This window comes from Arthrobacter sp. SD76 (assembly GCF_049726125.1).
Lineage (GTDB): Bacteria > Actinomycetota > Actinomycetes > Actinomycetales > Micrococcaceae > Arthrobacter > Arthrobacter nitrophenolicus.
In genome coordinates, this window is sequence record NZ_JBNBLR010000002.1 from 228,702 (window position 1) to 246,122 (window position 17,421).

The 17,421-nt window shown below is 59.8% G+C and carries 18 protein-coding genes and 1 pseudogene; 6 read left to right on the plus strand and 13 right to left on the minus strand.

Going from position 1 to position 17,421, the window contains the following annotated elements; genetic code table 11:
• Positions 1-544: 544 nt before the first annotated feature.
• From ACPEE0_RS22870 to ACPEE0_RS22880, 3 genes are all read left to right on the plus strand, one after another.
• Positions 545-1,579 (plus strand): nucleotide-binding protein, encoded by a 1,035-nt coding sequence (locus tag ACPEE0_RS22870; protein ID WP_424575546.1) that lies wholly within the window; start codon positions 545-547, stop codon positions 1,577-1,579.
• A 347-nt stretch (positions 1,580-1,926) separates the two neighbouring features.
• Entirely contained in the window at positions 1,927-3,351 is a 1,425-nt protein-coding gene (locus ACPEE0_RS22875) for a hypothetical protein (protein WP_424575547.1), read from the plus strand.
• Between the two features lie 514 nt (positions 3,352-3,865).
• Positions 3,866-4,183 (plus strand): plasmid pRiA4b ORF-3 family protein, encoded by a 318-nt coding sequence (locus tag ACPEE0_RS22880; protein WP_424575635.1) that lies wholly within the window; start codon positions 3,866-3,868, stop codon positions 4,181-4,183.
• 200 nt (positions 4,184-4,383) lie between these two features.
• On the opposite strand, the gene ACPEE0_RS22885 is transcribed toward ACPEE0_RS22880, so the two are convergent.
• Both ACPEE0_RS22885 and ACPEE0_RS22890 read right to left on the minus strand, forming a co-directional pair.
• A complete protein-coding gene (locus ACPEE0_RS22885; protein WP_424575548.1) occupies positions 4,384-4,986 on the minus strand; it encodes a recombinase family protein in 603 nt (200 codons plus the stop codon).
• 203 nt (positions 4,987-5,189) lie between these two features.
• Positions 5,190-5,543: a YegP family protein gene (locus tag ACPEE0_RS22890; RefSeq protein WP_424575549.1), complete on the minus strand. Its 354-nt coding sequence runs from the start codon at positions 5,541-5,543 to the stop codon at positions 5,190-5,192.
• A gap of 414 nt (positions 5,544-5,957) precedes the next feature.
• Here ACPEE0_RS22890 and ACPEE0_RS22895 point away from each other — a divergent pair, with 414 nt between their 5' ends.
• Positions 5,958-6,380 (plus strand): hypothetical protein, encoded by a 423-nt coding sequence (locus ACPEE0_RS22895; RefSeq protein WP_424575550.1) that lies wholly within the window; start codon positions 5,958-5,960, stop codon positions 6,378-6,380.
• 337 nt (positions 6,381-6,717) lie between these two features.
• Here the strand turns inward: ACPEE0_RS22895 and ACPEE0_RS22900 are convergent, their stop codons facing one another.
• Together ACPEE0_RS22900 and ACPEE0_RS22905 are read right to left on the minus strand one after the other, a co-directional pair.
• Positions 6,718-7,377 (minus strand): hypothetical protein, encoded by a 660-nt coding sequence (locus tag ACPEE0_RS22900; protein WP_424575551.1) that lies wholly within the window; start codon positions 7,375-7,377, stop codon positions 6,718-6,720.
• An 89-nt stretch (positions 7,378-7,466) separates the two neighbouring features.
• Entirely contained in the window at positions 7,467-7,802 is a 336-nt protein-coding gene (locus ACPEE0_RS22905; protein WP_424575552.1) for a hypothetical protein, read from the minus strand.
• A gap of 563 nt (positions 7,803-8,365) precedes the next feature.
• Between ACPEE0_RS22905 and ACPEE0_RS22910 the strand changes: the two genes are divergently transcribed.
• Complete coding sequence (locus ACPEE0_RS22910) at positions 8,366-8,635, plus strand: hypothetical protein (RefSeq protein WP_424575553.1); 270 nt, start codon at positions 8,366-8,368, stop codon at positions 8,633-8,635.
• 258 nt (positions 8,636-8,893) lie between these two features.
• On the opposite strand, the gene ACPEE0_RS22915 is transcribed toward ACPEE0_RS22910, so the two are convergent.
• The 9 genes and pseudogenes from ACPEE0_RS22915 to ACPEE0_RS22955 form a co-directional block, all read right to left on the minus strand.
• Positions 8,894-9,256, minus strand: coding sequence for a hypothetical protein (locus tag ACPEE0_RS22915; RefSeq protein WP_424575554.1), 363 nt, complete (start codon positions 9,254-9,256; stop codon positions 8,894-8,896).
• 549 nt (positions 9,257-9,805) lie between these two features.
• Complete coding sequence (locus ACPEE0_RS22920; protein WP_424575649.1) at positions 9,806-10,138, minus strand: ANTAR domain-containing protein; 333 nt, start codon at positions 10,136-10,138, stop codon at positions 9,806-9,808.
• Positions 10,098-10,493 carry a GAF domain-containing protein gene (locus ACPEE0_RS22925; RefSeq protein WP_424575555.1) on the minus strand — a complete coding sequence of 132 codons (396 nt, stop codon included), beginning with the start codon at positions 10,491-10,493 and terminating at the stop codon, positions 10,098-10,100. The genes ACPEE0_RS22920 and ACPEE0_RS22925 overlap by 41 nt, the downstream gene beginning before the upstream one ends.
• Before the next feature lie 431 nt (positions 10,494-10,924).
• On the minus strand, positions 10,925-11,830 hold the full coding sequence (locus tag ACPEE0_RS22930) for a sugar phosphate isomerase/epimerase family protein (protein WP_424575556.1): 906 nt from the start codon (positions 11,828-11,830) through the stop codon (positions 10,925-10,927).
• A 583-nt stretch (positions 11,831-12,413) separates the two neighbouring features.
• Positions 12,414-12,845: a DUF1330 domain-containing protein gene (locus ACPEE0_RS22935; RefSeq protein ID WP_424575557.1), complete on the minus strand. Its 432-nt coding sequence runs from the start codon at positions 12,843-12,845 to the stop codon at positions 12,414-12,416.
• Positions 12,846-12,921: 76 nt separating this feature from the next.
• A complete protein-coding gene (locus ACPEE0_RS22940) occupies positions 12,922-13,737 on the minus strand; it encodes an SDR family NAD(P)-dependent oxidoreductase (protein ID WP_424575558.1) in 816 nt (271 codons plus the stop codon).
• A 649-nt stretch (positions 13,738-14,386) separates the two neighbouring features.
• Positions 14,387-14,551, minus strand: a pseudogene (locus ACPEE0_RS22945) (hypothetical protein); the annotation flags it as partial.
• 771 nt (positions 14,552-15,322) lie between these two features.
• On the minus strand, positions 15,323-15,793 hold the full coding sequence (locus ACPEE0_RS22950) for a pyridoxamine 5'-phosphate oxidase family protein (protein WP_424575559.1): 471 nt from the start codon (positions 15,791-15,793) through the stop codon (positions 15,323-15,325).
• 107 nt (positions 15,794-15,900) lie between these two features.
• Entirely contained in the window at positions 15,901-16,101 is a 201-nt protein-coding gene (locus ACPEE0_RS22955; protein ID WP_424575560.1) for an STAS/SEC14 domain-containing protein, read from the minus strand.
• Between the two features lie 330 nt (positions 16,102-16,431).
• Here ACPEE0_RS22955 and ACPEE0_RS22960 point away from each other — a divergent pair, with 330 nt between their 5' ends.
• Positions 16,432-17,136, plus strand: coding sequence for a GntR family transcriptional regulator (locus ACPEE0_RS22960; protein WP_424575636.1), 705 nt, complete (start codon positions 16,432-16,434; stop codon positions 17,134-17,136).
• The last annotated feature ends 285 nt before the right edge of the window (positions 17,137-17,421 follow it).

Consider the following 17,421-nt stretch of genomic DNA (forward strand, 5'->3'; position numbering starts at 1 on the left):
CGGTGCTAGTCATTAAGCTGCAACCACCCTCCGCTGCGCATCACACCAAGTGGTGGGGTTGGCTTTACGCGTCAAAAACATGCGCTGGCTCTCCTTCGCGCCAACGGCACGTATTGAAGTTTTTCGTCTACCTGTCAAAGGTACCGGGGAGCACCGACACAGGTAGCTCCGCCGTCTGCGTGTCCCGACAATGGGAAGCGACCCGCGGCCCCGAAGGGGCTCAGCCGCCGACGTTAGCTGTTCTTCAACCAGATATTTGCGGCGTAGAACCGTTCCATAGCGGCGCGGAAGACCGGGATATCGCAGGCGCTGGTAGTTCCTTCCGTCATTACCGGAGAGCTTCTCTTGTTACCGTTCGCCACTGCCGTTGGGGACAAGACCCTTATGCCACTTAGCGATGCAAAACTGGATCAACTCCATACAAGCGCGAAGATCGATCGAACTGTATTCTCGGCAGGTGAAAGTATTTATTAGCTGGTCCGGTCCGGAGAGTCGCCAAGTAGCAAAGGCACTACGCGACTGGATCCCCCAGGTCCTGCATACCGTGGAACCGTGGCTCGCTACTGACGACATGCTTCCCAGTGACAGCGGCATCAAAAACATGGAGAGCCCTTTCATGCAGTGGGCTACGACATCCGTCGTGCTTTCGTGCCTAACTCGGAAAAATATGACCTCGGACTGGTTGGCCCAGGAGGCAGGCTTTGCCACGCAAGAGGGAAAGGCGCTCATAATTCCACTCTGCCTTGACTTTCATCCCTCCGAATTACGCGGCGCCCTTGCGGGATTTCAAGCGACTTCCCTCGATCCCAAGGGAATCCGTCATCTCGTACATGCCCTTAATGATCGTTCAGATTCACCAATTCGGAACGGCAGAGTTGAAGACCTAGTCGACATATGGGCACCAAGACTCTTTGAAGAGATTTCCCATGTTCTCCAAACTGTCGCCACGGAATCGGCGCTTGAAAGTGCGAAGGAGCTAAAGCTCATTGGCCCGTCGTCCTCGTCCAAAGCGGACGATGTGATCAGAGAACTTGCGGGCCAAGTAGAGGCGCTTGCGAAACAAGTACAAGAGCTGCAATCCAGTAAGCCCGGTCAGGGGAAAGTGCCCAGCGTGACAGGGCGGTTAAACGATGCTAAACCCAGGATCTTCATCGGTTCATCTGTTGAGGGGTTACCGATCGCCGAGACAATTCAGGCCGGGCTCGATTACGTCGCTGAATGTACGGTTTGGAACCAGGGCGTTTTCCAACCATCTCAAACTGCTATTGAGACATTGGTGGAGGGTACTGCTTCTTACGATTGCGCCGTCATTGTCCTCACGGCAGACGACATCGTAACCAAGCGGGAAACACGTGCAGCAGCCCCTCGAGACAACTTGATTTTCGAACTCGGTCTCTTCACAGGCTACCTCGGGCGGGCAAAAACCTTCATGGTGCTCTGTAGGGACGAGGAGCTTAGTCTTCCCAGTGACCTGAGTGGCGTCACTGCTTTGGATTTTGCTAACAGAAGCGATAAGAACCTCGCTGCTGCACTCAGCCCCGTTTGCTTAAGAATCAAGGAAGTGATGGGTATTCGCTAGTACCTGCCTTAGAGTCCGATAGTCGGGGATCTTCCAGGAACTTTTGCGAGGACGGGTCACCTGCACCGTGGTTCCCCTACTCAGGCAGCCGCCAGGATGCTCCTGTAGTCGGACGGTTCACCTCTTCACATTCCCCGAGCTGAAAACACCTCATCCTCGCCATGCTCACGCTCCTGACAACACCGGGGGTAGGAGAACATCTCATGTCGCCGGCCTGTCGCCAGGACGTGCATAGATAAGCTGCTGGATACCAATCTGCAATCTGAGTTTGTGTGAAGAATTGGGCCCAAACGGTATGTTATAGGCAGTCACTGAGCGGTTGCCTATGGAAGCGTGGGGGAGCAGCGTTGAGATTTTCAGAGCAATTTGGAATCAAGCGATCGGACGATGACGATTGGTTTGACCCCCATCTAACGGTTGATACAAAGCTTTTTATTGATCCTCTTCTCTTGATCTTGGCTGGCGAGCCTTGGGCTTCTGGGCATGACCGCCTGATAGCTCATTTTGTTCGATGCTATGAACTCATTGCCAAAGCCGCTGGAAGCAAGTCTACGTCCGCCGCAATTGCAAAGCGGTTGCTCACATTCCCGGAGCCTGCCGAGCTTTGCCTTGGATACACGGCAGTTGGAAGCAATGGATCAGGCTCTGGAGCAGCGTTTGCTCAGCGTATGGCAGACGGCATTGCCGTCGCTATCGCTCACGGACTGTCCAACCCAGAGCATATAGAGGAAATCGGTATCCTCAACGAAGGAATCGGTTCTGATCGTATCTCCGATGCAGTTGGAAACGTGCTGAAGGCAGATTTCATAAGATACACGCAAGGAATTTGCTTCCGACACGGCATAGAAATGCAAAAGCATAAAGTAAGGAACACCAGGGTATTTCCGAACGAGGGGCGCTGGCTGACAGAGTTTGTCGACCTACCCACAAACCCGGAGAACAACAAGCCCATCATCCTTGTGCCAGAAACGCTTCTCAATGATCTACCCACCCTAAATGCGGATGACTGGTTCGACTCCGACCTCAACGGGGACATCCGGAACCAGTTCAACCTGAGCGTGGGCCAGAGCGTTCGGAAGTCTGATATCGTCCAATTCGCTCGACGCCATCCTGAGCGTGTGCGGAAGTGGGCCCGAAGCCAAACTAGTCGGAAAGACTTGCAGGGCTACAACTTTTGTGACGACCCCCGAGGTGTCGTGCAGTGGGACAAACTGCCCGTGGTACACGCTGAGTCCAATCCCCTCAGCCTGCAATCCGAGCCGAGGAACGAAGCAGAGCTACGACTGCTCATAAGCCAGATGCTCAAACAGTTCCAACGGTTCGTCGAGGACCAGCGTGGGTGGTCGCTACTTTGGGATTCGGATGGTAAAGAGAAACCGGAGGAGGCCGCACAGTTGGTCTTCCTAGGCATGGCTCAGCACTACCTGCGGCTCTTCAATGTGGAACTGGACAGGGAAGTCGAACTTGGCAGAGGCCCAGTGGATTTTAAAATAGCTAGCGGATCAAAGCTACGGATGTTGATTGAAATCAAAAAAGCCCACAATGGGAAATTTTGGCACGGGCTTCAGACCCAGTTGCCCAGCTACCTTCAATCCGATGCTTGCAACTTTGGCTGGTATCTAGCGATCCGATACAGGAACAATCCCACATCGGAAATGCGCATGAAGGAGCTTCCCGGCCTGGTGAAGAGTACCGCCCAGAAGGTCGGTAAGACCATTGAGTACGCCGCTGTAGATGGACGGCCAAAAGACTCTGCCTCTAAACAAGAATAATTCGTTCCTGTTTTCACGCGCCGGCGGTTCGTGAGCACAGGGCAAACCTCTTGCAGTGAGGCAGCTCACACAGCCGCTTGAGTAACCCATCCCCTGCCCGTTTTCAACCGCCGATAACCGACGTTCTGTATAGCCAGATAGTGGGGGAGGAGTATGCAAGATCCGGGCGCGGCGCGGGCTCCTGCGAGGGTGGAGCGCATGGATAAATTTCCCGGGATTGCGGGCGGACGAGAGCTGCTGACGGTTCGCGTGCAGCTTGTGGATAGCGAGCCCGAGATTTGGCGTGTTCTGGAGCTGGCCGGACAGCTGACGCTAGGAAGTGTCCAGGGGTTCTGCAGGTGGCTTTTGGCTGGGAGAACGCGCACCTGCATAGGTTCACGGCCACTAATCCGTTGGCGCCGTTGCAGCCGGCCGAACGTGACATGCCAGACCTCCCGCAGTGGCTCCCCGCATACGATTGTGAGGAACCCGGAGACAGGCCTAAGGACGGCTGCTCCTGGGCCAACTGCTGGCCCTGGGCTCAGGCGAAGCGTTCTACGAATATGGCTTTGGTGATAGCTGGCTCCATCGGCTCGAGTTGGTTTCCCGCAGGCCCGCGCTTGACGACAGCGTCCGTGCCCGGTTGATCGACGGTGCCAGACGGGGCCCGCTCGAGGATTCCGGTGGAATTCCCGGCTACGAGGAGATCGTGGATGCCTTGGCAGACCCTTCGCATCCTGACCATGACGAACACGCCGCCTGGGTGGCCGACATAACCGGTTCCGATGCGCCTTTTGACCCAGCCTTCCTCGACATCCCCGGTTTGAAATGGTCGCTGAGTGAGCAGTTCTGACACATGCCCTTGGGGAAAAACACCGCGGGTTGTTGTTCTGCGAAGTGATTTCCTGACGCAAGGGGGTCTGTTGGAGGCTGTGACCGGAGACCACCCTTACGGCTTAGGCCGACGCAGGCGGATGACGCTTTGCCCGGTGAGCCGCTGTGAGTCTTGTGAGTACGTGCATCTGTTGGTTGTTCCCCGTGGTGCCTGTACTGCTATGTCGTGGCGGGGATGCTGGCCGGGGAGGGGACGGACGCGGCTCTGGCTTGGCGAATGTATTGGTAGACGGTTTCCCTGCTGATGCCGTAGTCACGGGCCAGGACGACTTTCGGAATTCCGGTGCCGGCACGCTGGACCAGCTCGGCCGCCCGCTCCGGCGTCAGGGTCTTCTTCCGCCCCTTGTAGGCGCCGCGCTGCCGGGCGAGGGCGATGCCTTCGCGCTGGCGTTCCCTGATGAGGGACCTTTCGAATTCAGCGAAGGCGCCCATAACCGAGAGCATGAGGTTGGCCATGGGGGAGTCCTCCCCGGTGAAAAGGAGCTGTTCTTTGAGGAACTCCACCCGCACCCCCCGCTGGGTCAGCCCCTGGACCAGGGCACGCAGGTCATCAAGGTTGCGGGCGAGCCGGTCCATGCTATGCACGACGACGGTATCCCCGTCGCGGGCAAACCTCAGCAGCTCGGTCAGCTGCGGCCTGGCAGTATCCCTGCCCGACGCCTTGTCAGTGAACACCCGGTCCAGAACCTGCCCTTCAAGCTGGCGTTTCTCGTTCTGATCCAGCGAGCTGACCCGCACATAGCCGATCCGCTGTCCACCCATTACTGCCTCCAACACTTCGCCCGTGGATCGAGTGTGAAAGCACCGGACAGGCACGTCAAGAGCTCTTCCACGGGAGGGCCGAAGCAGAGCTGGAGCAGGGCGGACTATGCGGCGAAGAATCGGCAGCACTTGGCGGGCCCCAGGCCGCCAAAGAACGTCCGCGAGGGGCCGTCCCATATGTCAGGGACACGGCGTGGTGCCCATTAGTTGGGCGAGAGGATGGTGGGGGTGTAATGGAACCAGGGGTAGGGCGCGGGGCGGCTACTCGGACACCGGAGGTCGTTGCCGGGTTGAAGCGCGGCCGGAGTCGCCGGCCGCTGGGGCGTAAAGCCCGGCGGTGTCAGGCAGAGGTCGGTGATATGGCCCATCCCGGCGTATTCACGGACATCGGCGATGCCCGCAACCGCGGATTGCTTGTCGGGGAACGGTCGTGACGTTGCCATCACTGTTCCGTCCGGAGCGGTAATTCTGAACCTGAAGTTCGAGTCTTCGTCGTTGAAGATTTCGAACATTCCCGCCATGTGGTCTCCTCCCGGTTCGGCCGGTTTTGCGGCCATTGCTTGCCGCCTGAACGGCAGCGCGGCATCGGGCTGGCGTTCGGACGGGTGAGGGTAAAGCTCGGTCGGGGAAACGTGGGTGATCCCACAGATTCCTTCGCTAAACCTACGTCGAAGCTTCATTACTTGTCAGTAGAACTTTGCCGCTTCAGCGCCAGGCCCGGGCGCCGGCGACGGCCCATCGCCGTCCTTCCAGTCCTCTGGGAACAGCCCCAAGCGGCAGAGCCGATAACTTCCTGACAAGTGCAACTCGTGGCCCCATTCCTCAGTTGCGTTCGTGTGCGCGGGTACGCTGGAAAGATGTTCATTGGGGAGCAGAAGACACCGGCGCCGGGGCGGGTGGCCAAAAGATCTCGGCAGAGTAGGAGCTTCGCGCTTCGGCAGTCGGACGCACGGCAATGGTTGGAACGGCTCGTGCCGGCAGACAAGATTACCGAGGCGCGGGTCAATGAACTGGCCGGCGTTGTGGACAAGTATCGTCCCGGCAGCAGCTATCAGCGCATTGCTGACGCCATGGTCAGAAACAACGAAGTCCCCACCATCGAGAAGGTCGCCGCGCGCCATCGGGCCCGCAAGGAGGCCCGGCTGCGACGCGAAGCACCGCCTGTACCGGTCGTCCTGACCGGCTCCGTCGTGGATCAGCTGTTGGTGGTAATCGGTCAGTCGTGGAAACACCATGGACATGGGCCGACCTGGGGTGAGGTCGGAGAAAGGATGGGATGGGACCGCCGCGAGGTCCGCGACGCTCTCGTCCGGCTCAGGGCGGAGGGCGTAGTGGAGTTTACGGTTGAAAGCGGCTCCCTCAGGCAGGCCCGGACCGGCGCGAGATCAGCCTAACGAGGTGCCGAGTGGTCCTCGAGACGCGTGGGCCAATGCTGTGATCGGCGGCGATATGGGTGCCGTCGTCCAGGCGCGCGTGAACGCGCGTGAAGAGGGGCAGCATTTAGCTCGCCGGGCCGGGCAGCTGGATGGCCCTCGACAGCTCCAAACGGGTCTGGATGTGCCTGTGAGGAGACGTTTCCAGCCGCCCGGGCGTGCATCAGCTAGTGCTAGACCGTTTCCCGGCTGATCCCGTATCCACGAGGGAGGGCAACTTTGGGGACGCCGGTTCCGGCGCGTCACCGCCTTCCGACGCGCGGGCTGCAAAACTTACCCTGCGCGTCAATCAGTCGCGTTATCGCTGGAGGTATTGGCGGAGTCCCGGAATGGCGAAGTCGACTTTGCCGTAGCCCGCGGATTCGATGAGTCCTGCGGCGATGAGCCTGTTGCGGTACTTGGAGACAACGTTGGGTTTGGCTTTGAGGATGGCGCCGATCTGTCCCGCGGCCGATGGGCCGTCCTGGGAGGCCATCGCGTTGAGGAATTCCCGATCTCTGTCGGAGAGGTCGGACAGGGCTGATTCGACGACGACCAGCGTGTTGCGCCGCTGTGCGGCGGCGATGGCACGCTGGACACCCGCCTCATCCAGCGTCCACCCTGCTTTGCTGGCTTCGAGCCAGAGGTAGTAGCCGACCAGTTGGATCAGGAACGGGTACCCCTCGGTCGCCTCGGCTGCCTCGCTGATGCGGTCAGGGGAGACGGTAATGCCTCCCTCGCCGAACAGGTGACTGTAGGAGGCGTTCACTTCGGCGACGGCTGCCTCGTGGAGATTGATCCTGTCGGCACGCCGGAGGAAGGTTGCCACGCCTTCGTTAAGGAGGTCGGACACGGCGGAGGGCAGGCCCGCGAAGATCAGGCCTATGGGCAGCCCATCGCGGATGAAGTGCTGGACATCGGCTGCCAGCTGCGAAATTTCCGTCCGGTCGACGGCGTGGATCTCATCAACCGTGATCACAAGCCCGGTTCCTTTGGTGTCCAGGACGCGTAGCAGTTCATTGCCCGTCCGTCGCCAGTCCATGGCCCGTTCGGGAGGAAGCTGGGTGGTTAGCCCGAATCCGGCCGCGGAGAAGGCGGTGACTTTCCGGGCGGGGGGCCCGTCCCAAGCTCCTCCAGTAGCTGCAGCATGTCGTCGCCCACCCGGGCCAGGAACCCTGGGGTTGCCGTCCGGGAGATTACCGCCCACCCTCGGGCCCGGGCGATGTCTTCGGCTGCGCTGAGCAGGACGGTCTTGCCGATACCCCTTGAGCCGGTGATGATGGTCAGGAGCCCGGGCGCGCCTGATCCTTGCTGCAGGCCGTACTCGAACTCGTCCAAAAGACCGGCCCGGCCCACCATCTCCGGTGGCGTCGCTCCGGCCGTGGGCTTGAAAGGATTCTGCACGCGGCCTCCCGGGCGCTCAGGGGTGAAACCAGGTGAAACTGGTGAAAGTAGTGAAACTCCTGCAATCATAGCCGCATTTCCAAGCCGGGCAAAGACGGCGCACCCGGCCGGGGCGGTAGCATCGGGCCATGAGTCGCGAAGAGGATTATGTCGAGCACATCCTGCAGGTGGGGGAGGGCCTTACCGGATTAACGCTGGAGCAGTTGGGTTTCGAGCCCCCGACTGGAGGATCTGGCAGCAAAGCAGCGCGGCCTGCTGGGTCCTGACGACTTCGAATGGATGGAGTCAATCACCCAGGAGCGCCGGGACAGAAGCCTGTTCCAGGCCAAGCACCTGGCCGGCGCGCTGTGGGAATCATCCGTCATCCTGATCGACCAGCTCTTCGAAGATCTCGCTGGACTGCGCAAGCTTGATGCCGTCGACCGCGACGACATCGCCAACACTTCCGTTCTGTCCTGGCTTCCGCCCATGCAGGCTCCGAAATGTCGGCTTTGTCCAAAGGTTTCTCGTGATAGCCGTGGACCTGACCGGCTCGCTGGCCAGCGGCTGGAGCCGTCCGTCCTGTGTCGCCCAGGAGCTGGCGCTGCGCTGCCTCCCTTGATCAGGTCAAAGTCATTCAGGACTCATATGACCTGGACCTGGCGGCCGATTGGCGGGGCATGCTTGAAGAGCGGTTGTTCGAGGACACGGACAGTGACCTGCTCTACCAGAACGCCATGGACGGCTTTGAAAGCGACCAGGGGCTGAACATGCAGCTGGGCTTTGCGCCGATGAACTTCGAGGACTGGTTCAAGCCATTCAGCGACGCCTCGGCGCCGCCCTTCGTGCGCTGAACAGGACAGGCGCGCCGGGTAAGCTCAGGCGCAGCTCTGCGGAGGCTCTCCACGCCGGAAGTGGCGAAACTCCGGCCAAATAGCGGTTGGCCGGAGTTCCACCTACAACCCTGCAGGATGAATCTTGGAGATGGCTGGGAGCGCCCGCCCGGTGCCCCTCATTTCCGCTGCCGCTCCTGAACGGACACAGCCTGAAACGATGCATCTGATGCAATACGCAGCCTTCTACTTGACATAATCTCCGTTATCGGCGTTTCGTCACCCGAGGGGGAGGGCCCGAAAAGGCCACTTATTCCTACCTACGGATGATGCTTTCTGGTGGCCCAGAAGCTGCCGAAAATTCGAAGGGTGCCAATGAACATCGGTTTGCCCCGGGTCGGCGGTGTAGTCCCGGGCCCGCTCCCCCAGCCCTTGGACCAGGCGGTCTGCAGTTTCCTGCTGATCGGCTTCCCGGAGCTGCCATCGCCAGAGCATTGCCCTGGACAGTGGAGTCCCACTAGACGTCACCGTGGGGTCGACCCGGACCTTCTCCATGTAGCCGGCGGCCTGCAGCCCGGCAAAGGTGGCCGCAGGGTCGAGTCCGGTCCCTTCGAGCAGGTCCGCTATGACCTCGGCGACCATCTCGGGCCGCGGAACCTACGGACAATCGAGCGTGCCGTCCCGCCGATGATGTCGGTCTTTACAACCCTCATGGCCACAGCCTCACCGCCAAAGGGAAGCGACGTGTTCCCAGCGAACGTCAAGGTTCGGGCGGCAAGATGTGGAATGGAACTCCGACCAACCGCTATTTGGCCGGAGTTTCGCCATTTCCGGCGCCGGCGGAAGACGCGAGCGGTCCGGGGCGATGCCCGCTATGTGAGCCTTCGACTTTACTGCCCCCCGCAAAACTGAGTGGTCAGAAGATGCGTCGGAAAGTCCGGTGGTCCTGCCGCTGGCCGGCGATCTACAGGTAGGCGGGGCCGTGCAATGGGACTCGAAGCCGTTCCTTTCCAGAACCCGTGCGGACCCGCAACTCGGTTCCTGAGCAGCTTTTGCCGTCGGCCGATAGTAAGTACTTAGTATTGGGCGTGGTGTCCAGCAGTGAGGCGTCGCGTTCCATATGCGAGGTGGCTGCAGCCGTTACAAATCCCGCGGAGAGCCTTGAAGCACTGGCTGGCTTGGGATACCGCTTTATCTGTCGAAGTGGGTTTGGATGTTCCCGCCAGATAATTGTTTGATCAGTTCGGTGGCTACGTCCCGCAGTTTCCGGTTCCGGTTGCTGGAGACCTTGGTGAGGATTTCCATCGCTTCTGCCTGAGCACCTGTTCTGCGCCATGATGACGCCACAGGCCAGGTTGATCGCTGTCCTGCTTTGCATGGCTGCTTCGACGTCGTCTGCGCGGTTCTGAGCCGTGTCGATGCGGACCGACAGTGGAGGGTGTGGCGGGCGGTCGCAGCAAAACCCAGGGCCTTGTCATAGACGTCAGGGGTGAAGGCGCCCGGCTTGGAGGCGAAGAAGTTCAACGCGGCCTTGGCAATCGCTGCTGATCTCCAGCGGCACCCCGATGGCACTGTGAATGTTTGCCTCAGCCAATTTCCGGTTTAGTTTCGGCCATCGCTGATCTCTGGTGAAGTCGTCGATCACGACCGGCGACCTGAGCCGCAAAGCCGTGATGCAGGGGCCGTCGCCCACGGCCTGTTCAATGTAGTCCAGTTCCACCGCACGGGGCTGCTGCCCGCCGCCGTGACCGGCCGACGGCTCACCATGACAGTGATTGCACACTCGATGGGCCTTCTCGACACTAGAGGTGCGGGCTAGGTCGAAAGCGAAACGCATGACGCGTTCGCAGCCAGCCAGCTGCAGGATATACACAGGCATTCAGAAGGGTGGCCTGACCCGCAGAAACGTCAGATTCGCTGACGGATGGGAGTCCTCTCATCTACTTGTACTCGTCCCACTTAAACGCCTGTGAGGATTGGGGTGGCTGGTCTGGGATTGGCTGGCAGAGTAAGTGCAGGCCGTTCCAACCTGGCGGTCGTGACTCGATTAAACGCTTGGCCCCGCTCTTTTTTCTGGAGCCGTCTAAGCGGGCACTACCCCGGCCCCGCCAGCGCCCGGGCTCCTGCTCGCGGGGAGGTGCGGAACGAAGCGAGAATGTTGTCACGAGAACTCTAAGGGTCGTTGCTTGGACGAGTACTGGTGTTGGGGTCGTTCTGCCGCCGCTAGGTGCCCTGTGCCTTCCGCTCACTCTCGGGTGAAGTGAGAAGAAGGGCACAAGGAGTGTGGAGCCCTCGTGTCCAACGTGCGCCCTAGGCGGCTCGGATGAGTTCGATCGTCTTGCTGATGGCGCCGTCAGCATCGGCGCCCTCGTAACCGCCGTATTCGATGGTTAGGGGACCCTCGAAGTTACTCTTGGCGAGGATGCTGATGATGCGATTCACGTCGTACACCTTCGAGGATCCGTCCTCGTTAAAGCCGTAGGTCTTGACGTGTACGACCTCAGCGCGGGGCAGGAGGTCTTCGAAGATGCGGTACGCGGGCTCGGGGTCTGCGACGTCCCGGGGTGCGCGGTCTTCAGCGAAGCTCGCCGACAGCTCGCTCAGGATCGGCTCGATGTTTCCCGTGTCGAGCACGAAGCCCACGTCAGAGCCGACCGCATCAAGGATGGGGATCAGCTGCTCCGGGTCGGACGTAACGACATCGTCATTTTCTACTGTGAGTCGGACCCCTGCGGTCTTGGCGTAGGCGCTCAGACGACGCAGTCCGTTGACCAGGTCGTCAAAGGGTGCCAGGGCCGGGGATTCCACGATGGGCGGTGGCATGAGGACAACGCGAACGCTTTCAGCTTTCACTTCCACCGCACTGTCGATGAGCTGCTCCACAGCGTCCAGATCCTCGGCGCGGTTCGTGTCGTTGGCGTCTCCGACACACCGGCTCAGCCCCACCATGGCGACCGTGACGTTCTCTCGCTCGAGCGCCTCCCGGAACTCCGCCCGCTCCTCGGGGGTTGTGCCGTAGAGGTTCGCGTCCATCAGTTCGACCAGGGAGCTCTCGAACTGTTTGATACGCGCGGGAATGCCCGCGAAGGGGACGTTCCGGGGCGCGAACCCGAGTTGCTGCATGACGAGTTCGTTGTTGGCGTCGCGGACGCCCATGAACATGGGGCCGAGGTCGTGCCGGACACTGAACGTGGCGATACGAATGTCGTTCTTCATTGAGCGTTCTCCCTGTCAAGACTGTTCGGCTTCAGGTGCCGATGCTGCGATCGTATCGTATGCTATGTAAAATTTCTAGCGAACACTAAGCGACCGCTAAGAATTAGAGTCACGCTGCAACGAAACTCTGCCACGCGCGGTTTGGGCTTCAATCATGATCCGGGTGACCAGCTGCGATGTCCGCGCCTGGCCAATCGAACCTACGCACGAGATCAACATGCCCGCTGCTCCGGACTCCACGCGTGTGTGGATCCTTCGTGCACACTTCCTTGGATTTGCGTTGCTTGGCAATGCCATAGGAAGCCAACAACCGCCTGGGCCACTTTCACGTGGCACGATCTACGCCAACCCTCATGTGCAGCAGGCTATTGAAAGAGCATCGACGCGTCGGGTTAGACCTCGATACTGAATCTCGCAGCAACTGCCTCAGGTACGGCGGCGCGGATCGCTTCCAGGTCCTGGAGGTTTGGCGCGACGCGACTAGCGTGTTCCATAAACGGCTCCCCCGTGAGTTCTGAACTGCCCGTGACGCACGCCCTGATTTCTATGCGCGAGAGAAGAGAATCATCAGCTGAAAGCCTCCCTACACAGGACTGAAGCCATCAAGGAATCCAATCCGGAGGTCCACTGCGCCCTTTCGGATGGCGCGTACGTTGGCGTAATCATCTGATTCCCAGAAGTCGCGAAGGCTTGACATCGAAGGAAACTCGAGGATGGTGAATCGTGCGGACGCAAGGTCACCTTCGACGATCTCTTCGCCTGCTCCTGCAACGATGCATCGAGCACCGTATTGAGCAAGGAGCCGCGGTGTTTCCATGCGGTAGGCGTCATAGGCTGCCTGGTCGGTTATTCTTCCTGCCGAAGTTCGGTGGGAAACAACTATTTTGGTTGTGAGTGCGGGCCGAGGCAGGTGACTTTCTTGAAGATCGCTGATGGGGCGAAATGGCTTGGTCCCGGAAGCCCGGCACTGCCGACTGCGGTTCCCAACAAAAACAAAGTGGTTCTTTGTGTCCATCGAGGGCCACTAGGGCGATGATCCAAAAGATGCCAGGACTGTGCCGCTGCAGTTGGTATTCTCGCGCCTAACAGCGCTACTTGCCTTCGGCTTCGCGGGAGACGGGGGCCCACGCCGCCCATTCGTCGAGGCGCTGCTGGTACAGGCGGGGGACGATATACGTGGGCATCTCACCGAAGAACACGCGGAGGGGCGCTTTCTCGGCGTCGACCACTTTGAGGATTGCAGAACGGAACCCGACGGGCTTGGGGCCGGGCTCACTTGCCTGCTGAGCCATAGCATCACGAATGCGCGTGTACTGCGGCTGCGCGTCTGCAACGATCGCGGACGCGTTCCCCCAATCAGTGTCGAATCCGCCAGGCTCGATTAGGGTGACTCTGATACCGAACCCGGCGACCTCCTCCGCGAGGGATTCGGTGATGCCTTCAACGGCCCACTTGGAGGCGTGGTAACCGCCTAGGGTCGGGAAGGCGGCGACTCCGCCGACGCTCGAAATTTGGATGATATGACCGGATCCCTGTTCACGCAGGATCGGGAGGACCGCCTGAGTGACGTGAAACACGCCGAACAAGTTTGTTTCCAGCTGCTCGCGCAATTGATGCTCGGTGATCTCCTCTACGGTGCCGAAGAGGCCGTAGCCAGCGTTATTGATCACGACGTCGAGAGCACCGAAGGTCGCATGAGCGGTCTTCACGGCGGCGATCACCTGGCCCCGATCGGTGACATCGAGCTGGATGGGGAGTACGGCGTCGCCGTACTCCCCGACCAGATCGGCGAGGCTACTGGCGTTACGGGCCGTCGCCGCGACTTGGTCGCCGCGGTCCAGAGCTGCGAGGACGAACTCCCGACCAAATCCTTTCGATGCCCCAGTAACGAACCAAACCTTGCTCATGATGCTCCTTTTCCCGCTCGTCCGCTCCAAAACGGTCTCTGCGGATGCTGTCGGCTTTCCCATCGCGCACAACGTAAGGAAGGATCTCTTGCACCCGCAGGCTAGCCTGCCGGGGGCCTGGACAAAGCCACGGGCCGTGGCTAACTTCCTTGCGAATTGACGCCCCGAAGCTGGCAAGCTCTTTGGTCTTCGGGCAGGCAATTCTTCAGTGCGACGCACACAGCCGCACGTAATGAGTGCACACCTTTTGTGGCTACTCCATTGCACAGCTCCTTGTGTGCTTACCAAATGTATAGCATCCTATTTAGTTGGCGTCGACCCCTTTGGTACGAACGTCGGCGAAAGTGCGCCGCTGGTGGCTGTTCGGAGGTGAGTGGTCGCTCCCATGTGGCGGACGGTTGCCTGCTGCAGCAGCCGTACCTCTTCCCTCCACTCTGCGCGAATGTTGAAGCGACGTCGGTGTCAGCTTAGGAACCGTCTGGTTCGCAGGGGCGGGTGGAGTCGGTTGCCGGGGCGTGGATCGCTTCAGTGTCCTGAAGGTTCGCGACCACGGAACGGGCAAGGTCTATGAATGTTGCACCCTCCACGCCGTCGGCGCCCAGGACCGCCCGTGCGTTGATCGCAGTCGCGATCGCCTTTATCTGAGGCATTAAGGTGTGGGCGTGAGGGCTGAGGCGGGGACTATAGCGCGGCGCCTGTTTGCGGGGTCGATGTCCCGAACGATGAGGCCGTCGCGGCACATCCGCTGCAAGGTCAATGGCATGGTCGGCTGTTCAGTGGCATTGAGTTCAGCCAGTTCGCCCTGGGTAATCTCCCAGTGCTGCCAAGGTCAACAGGATGGGCGTCTGAGCGGAGGCCACCCCCAATGGGGCAAGAGCTTCGGAAAAACGCTGAGCGTAGAGCCGAGCGCACAGATTGACGGCGCAGCCGAGCGACTCAAACAGTTCATACTCCATGGCGCTGATGGGAGGCCTCCTAGTCTTGCTTGGGTCCTTTTGCTCGTAAACTCACGCACATTCGGGAACGATCGGGTGCGGCGGAGGGGGCTCCCTGCAGGCCTTTGGAAGTCAATCCTTTGCGATCCTCCAGTAAATGGCTGCTGATGACTGACCATATCTGGACCGTGCGAATTCTGGATCTGCTCGCTCGCACCCGAAGGCCGGGTAAAGGTGATGGAAACTTCGATCGTAAGCCATGTAACAACCGCGAAGATCTCACCTCGGCAGCGCGGCGCCGGACACCTCTTTTGGACGCCTCTCGATAGCCGGCGCGGCTCGTCAGGAGCTGTAGTCTAGCTTCAGTGAAAGCCGTCCATGAGGACGGGCTTAGCGCTGCTCGATCGTCCGCGGTGGTGCCCAATATTCTTAGCGGCTCGGTCAAGCGGCCCCCGATCCCGAGCATGTTGCTGCCACATTGGTGCAACAGGTGGTTCTACGCTTAAAGGGGTATTCGCCTGTTCCTGCCCGGTCCCGTTCGTCAGGCGTCCGCGGTCAACCGCTCATGCCGGTGCCTGATCAGCCCGGGTGCCGGGTCACGTCCGTTACCTCATGCCCCGCATCCAGGGCCTATCCGAGGAGAGCGGCTTTCAGTCCCGACCTTGGCCGCGAACACGGTCAGACGAAGCGGTCTCAGGTTGTGCCGAGTCCCCTCGGCTGAAGACCGTGCCGGAGTCACAGGTCGACGGCTTTAGTATTCGAAGGGGTCCTTCCGGGGAACGGGTTACGAGCGCCCGAATACCGCCCACGATCTTACCCACTATGCTGGACGGGCCTTCCCAGTACTGCGCGGAATCGGCGTGGACCTTGATTAGAGTCATCCCCGGAGTATCGACACCTTCAGGGAACCAGATCCTCAACGCCGCTACATGCAGCTCTTCGGCCTTGGCTCGGTCCTGGACCACCTCGGCGCGGCCGGAGATCGAAGTCCAGGAGCTGTTGCGGTCATCGGCGAAGGTTACGTTCACTTCCGGATTAGCCCGGATTTCGGTGATCTTGTTGGAGTCCTCAAATGCAAAGAACCACAAATCCCCGTCGAACGCCGCATCCTGGAGGGCCATCGGTGGCAGGGCCGTCCAGGCCCAACTCCGTTGTATTGAGCTGGACCTTTCTCCACCGACAGTTGGAACTACCTACCATGGTGCCCGGATTCCGATTCCTCCAGCAGTCACGCCAGTGCAGCGGCCCTGGAAGCGAAAAAATGGGACTGGTACGGCGGGCGAGGAATTTGCAGGAAAAAGTTGGCAATGAGTTGATCGACCGGGCTGGAATATAGAAACGCGACTCGGTAAGCCGCGCAGGTGTCGGCATTGGCCATATCCACGAGCAGGGGAAATACCTGCTCCCCCATCGTGTTGACTTCCGCCATCGCCGCCTGTGCGTCCTGGGCCTGTGGTTGGCTCAGACCAGATAGATGACGCCGTCGGCCCGCAACTGCACGGTTATCTTGCCGCCATTGATGTGGACGGGGTTGGTGAGGGGCGTTCTTCCAAAGCTGGATAGTAGTGGCGTGTTCTTCCTTCAGTCTTCACAGGCTGGCGTCCCCCTTGGGCCGTGGTCTGCGTGCACACCTGAGTCGCTGCCCGCACTGCCCCTCCGTCAACCTCATGGTGGATTGTGCGGCGCTGGCAGTGATCAAGGCCGATAAAAAACAATTTCGAAGATCAGGCATAAATTCGATTATGGTACTCTTTTGCTTATGGTAGCGTCTAAGACCAGACAGGAGCGGGCGTATAACGCTCTCCGTGCGGACATACTTTCTGGACGACTGAAGCCGGGCGAGAGGCTTCCGTTTGCGGAACTTTGTGCAAATTATTCGGTGAGTGTAGGCGTCATTCGGGAATCTTTGACACGGCTGTCCGAGCAGGGCCTGGTCTCGGTTGAACCGCAGCAGGGCTTTAGGGTCATTCCCATATCGAAGCCTGACCTTTTGTACTTGACGGAAGCGAGGCGTGAGATTGAAACTTTGACGCTTCGCCATGCGATGAGGGAGGGCGGCGTAACTTGGGAGTCCGAAGTGCTGGCAGCTCACCACAGGCTAGGCCGCCAGCCGCGTTTAGACGCAGCAGACCCGCATCGACTTAGTGACGACTGGGTCGTAGCGCACATGGAATTTCACGACGCACTTCTAAGTGGATGCGGCAACCCCAGACTCAGATCCATTGCCAAGCAGCTGCGTGACGCTGCCGAACTGTACCGCCGATGGTCCATCCCTCTGGGACACCATCCGGAACGGGACATCGAGGGCGAGCACCAGTCCATTGTGAACGCGGTGCTAGACGGAGACGTAGAACGAGCCGCTCAGCTTCTTGACAGGCACATTTCGCTGACGTCAGAACTTTTGTTGGGGTCAGACGCGCTCTATTTGGGTGATCCCGCATCTTCGCTTGTTTCCGACGTCTAACGCCGGCAAGTTCTCCTTTTGGGATGAAGGGGCTGGGCCCGGGCAATGTTGTGCGTCCAACTTAATCCGTTTTCACCGGCCTGTTATCACCCATGCAAGACTTACCAGCCGGGGTGACAACGACTCTTGAAATTGTGCTTCCTTTTTGGATGACGGCAGAAGTCGCTCTTGATGCGGCAACAAAGTCGTGGACAAGCGCGACATGGCTGGGGCGTCCCTGGTGCCGGGTCAAGTGGCTCGGATTTCGGCTATTGACTCTGAATTCGCACTTGCCCCGAAATGCCC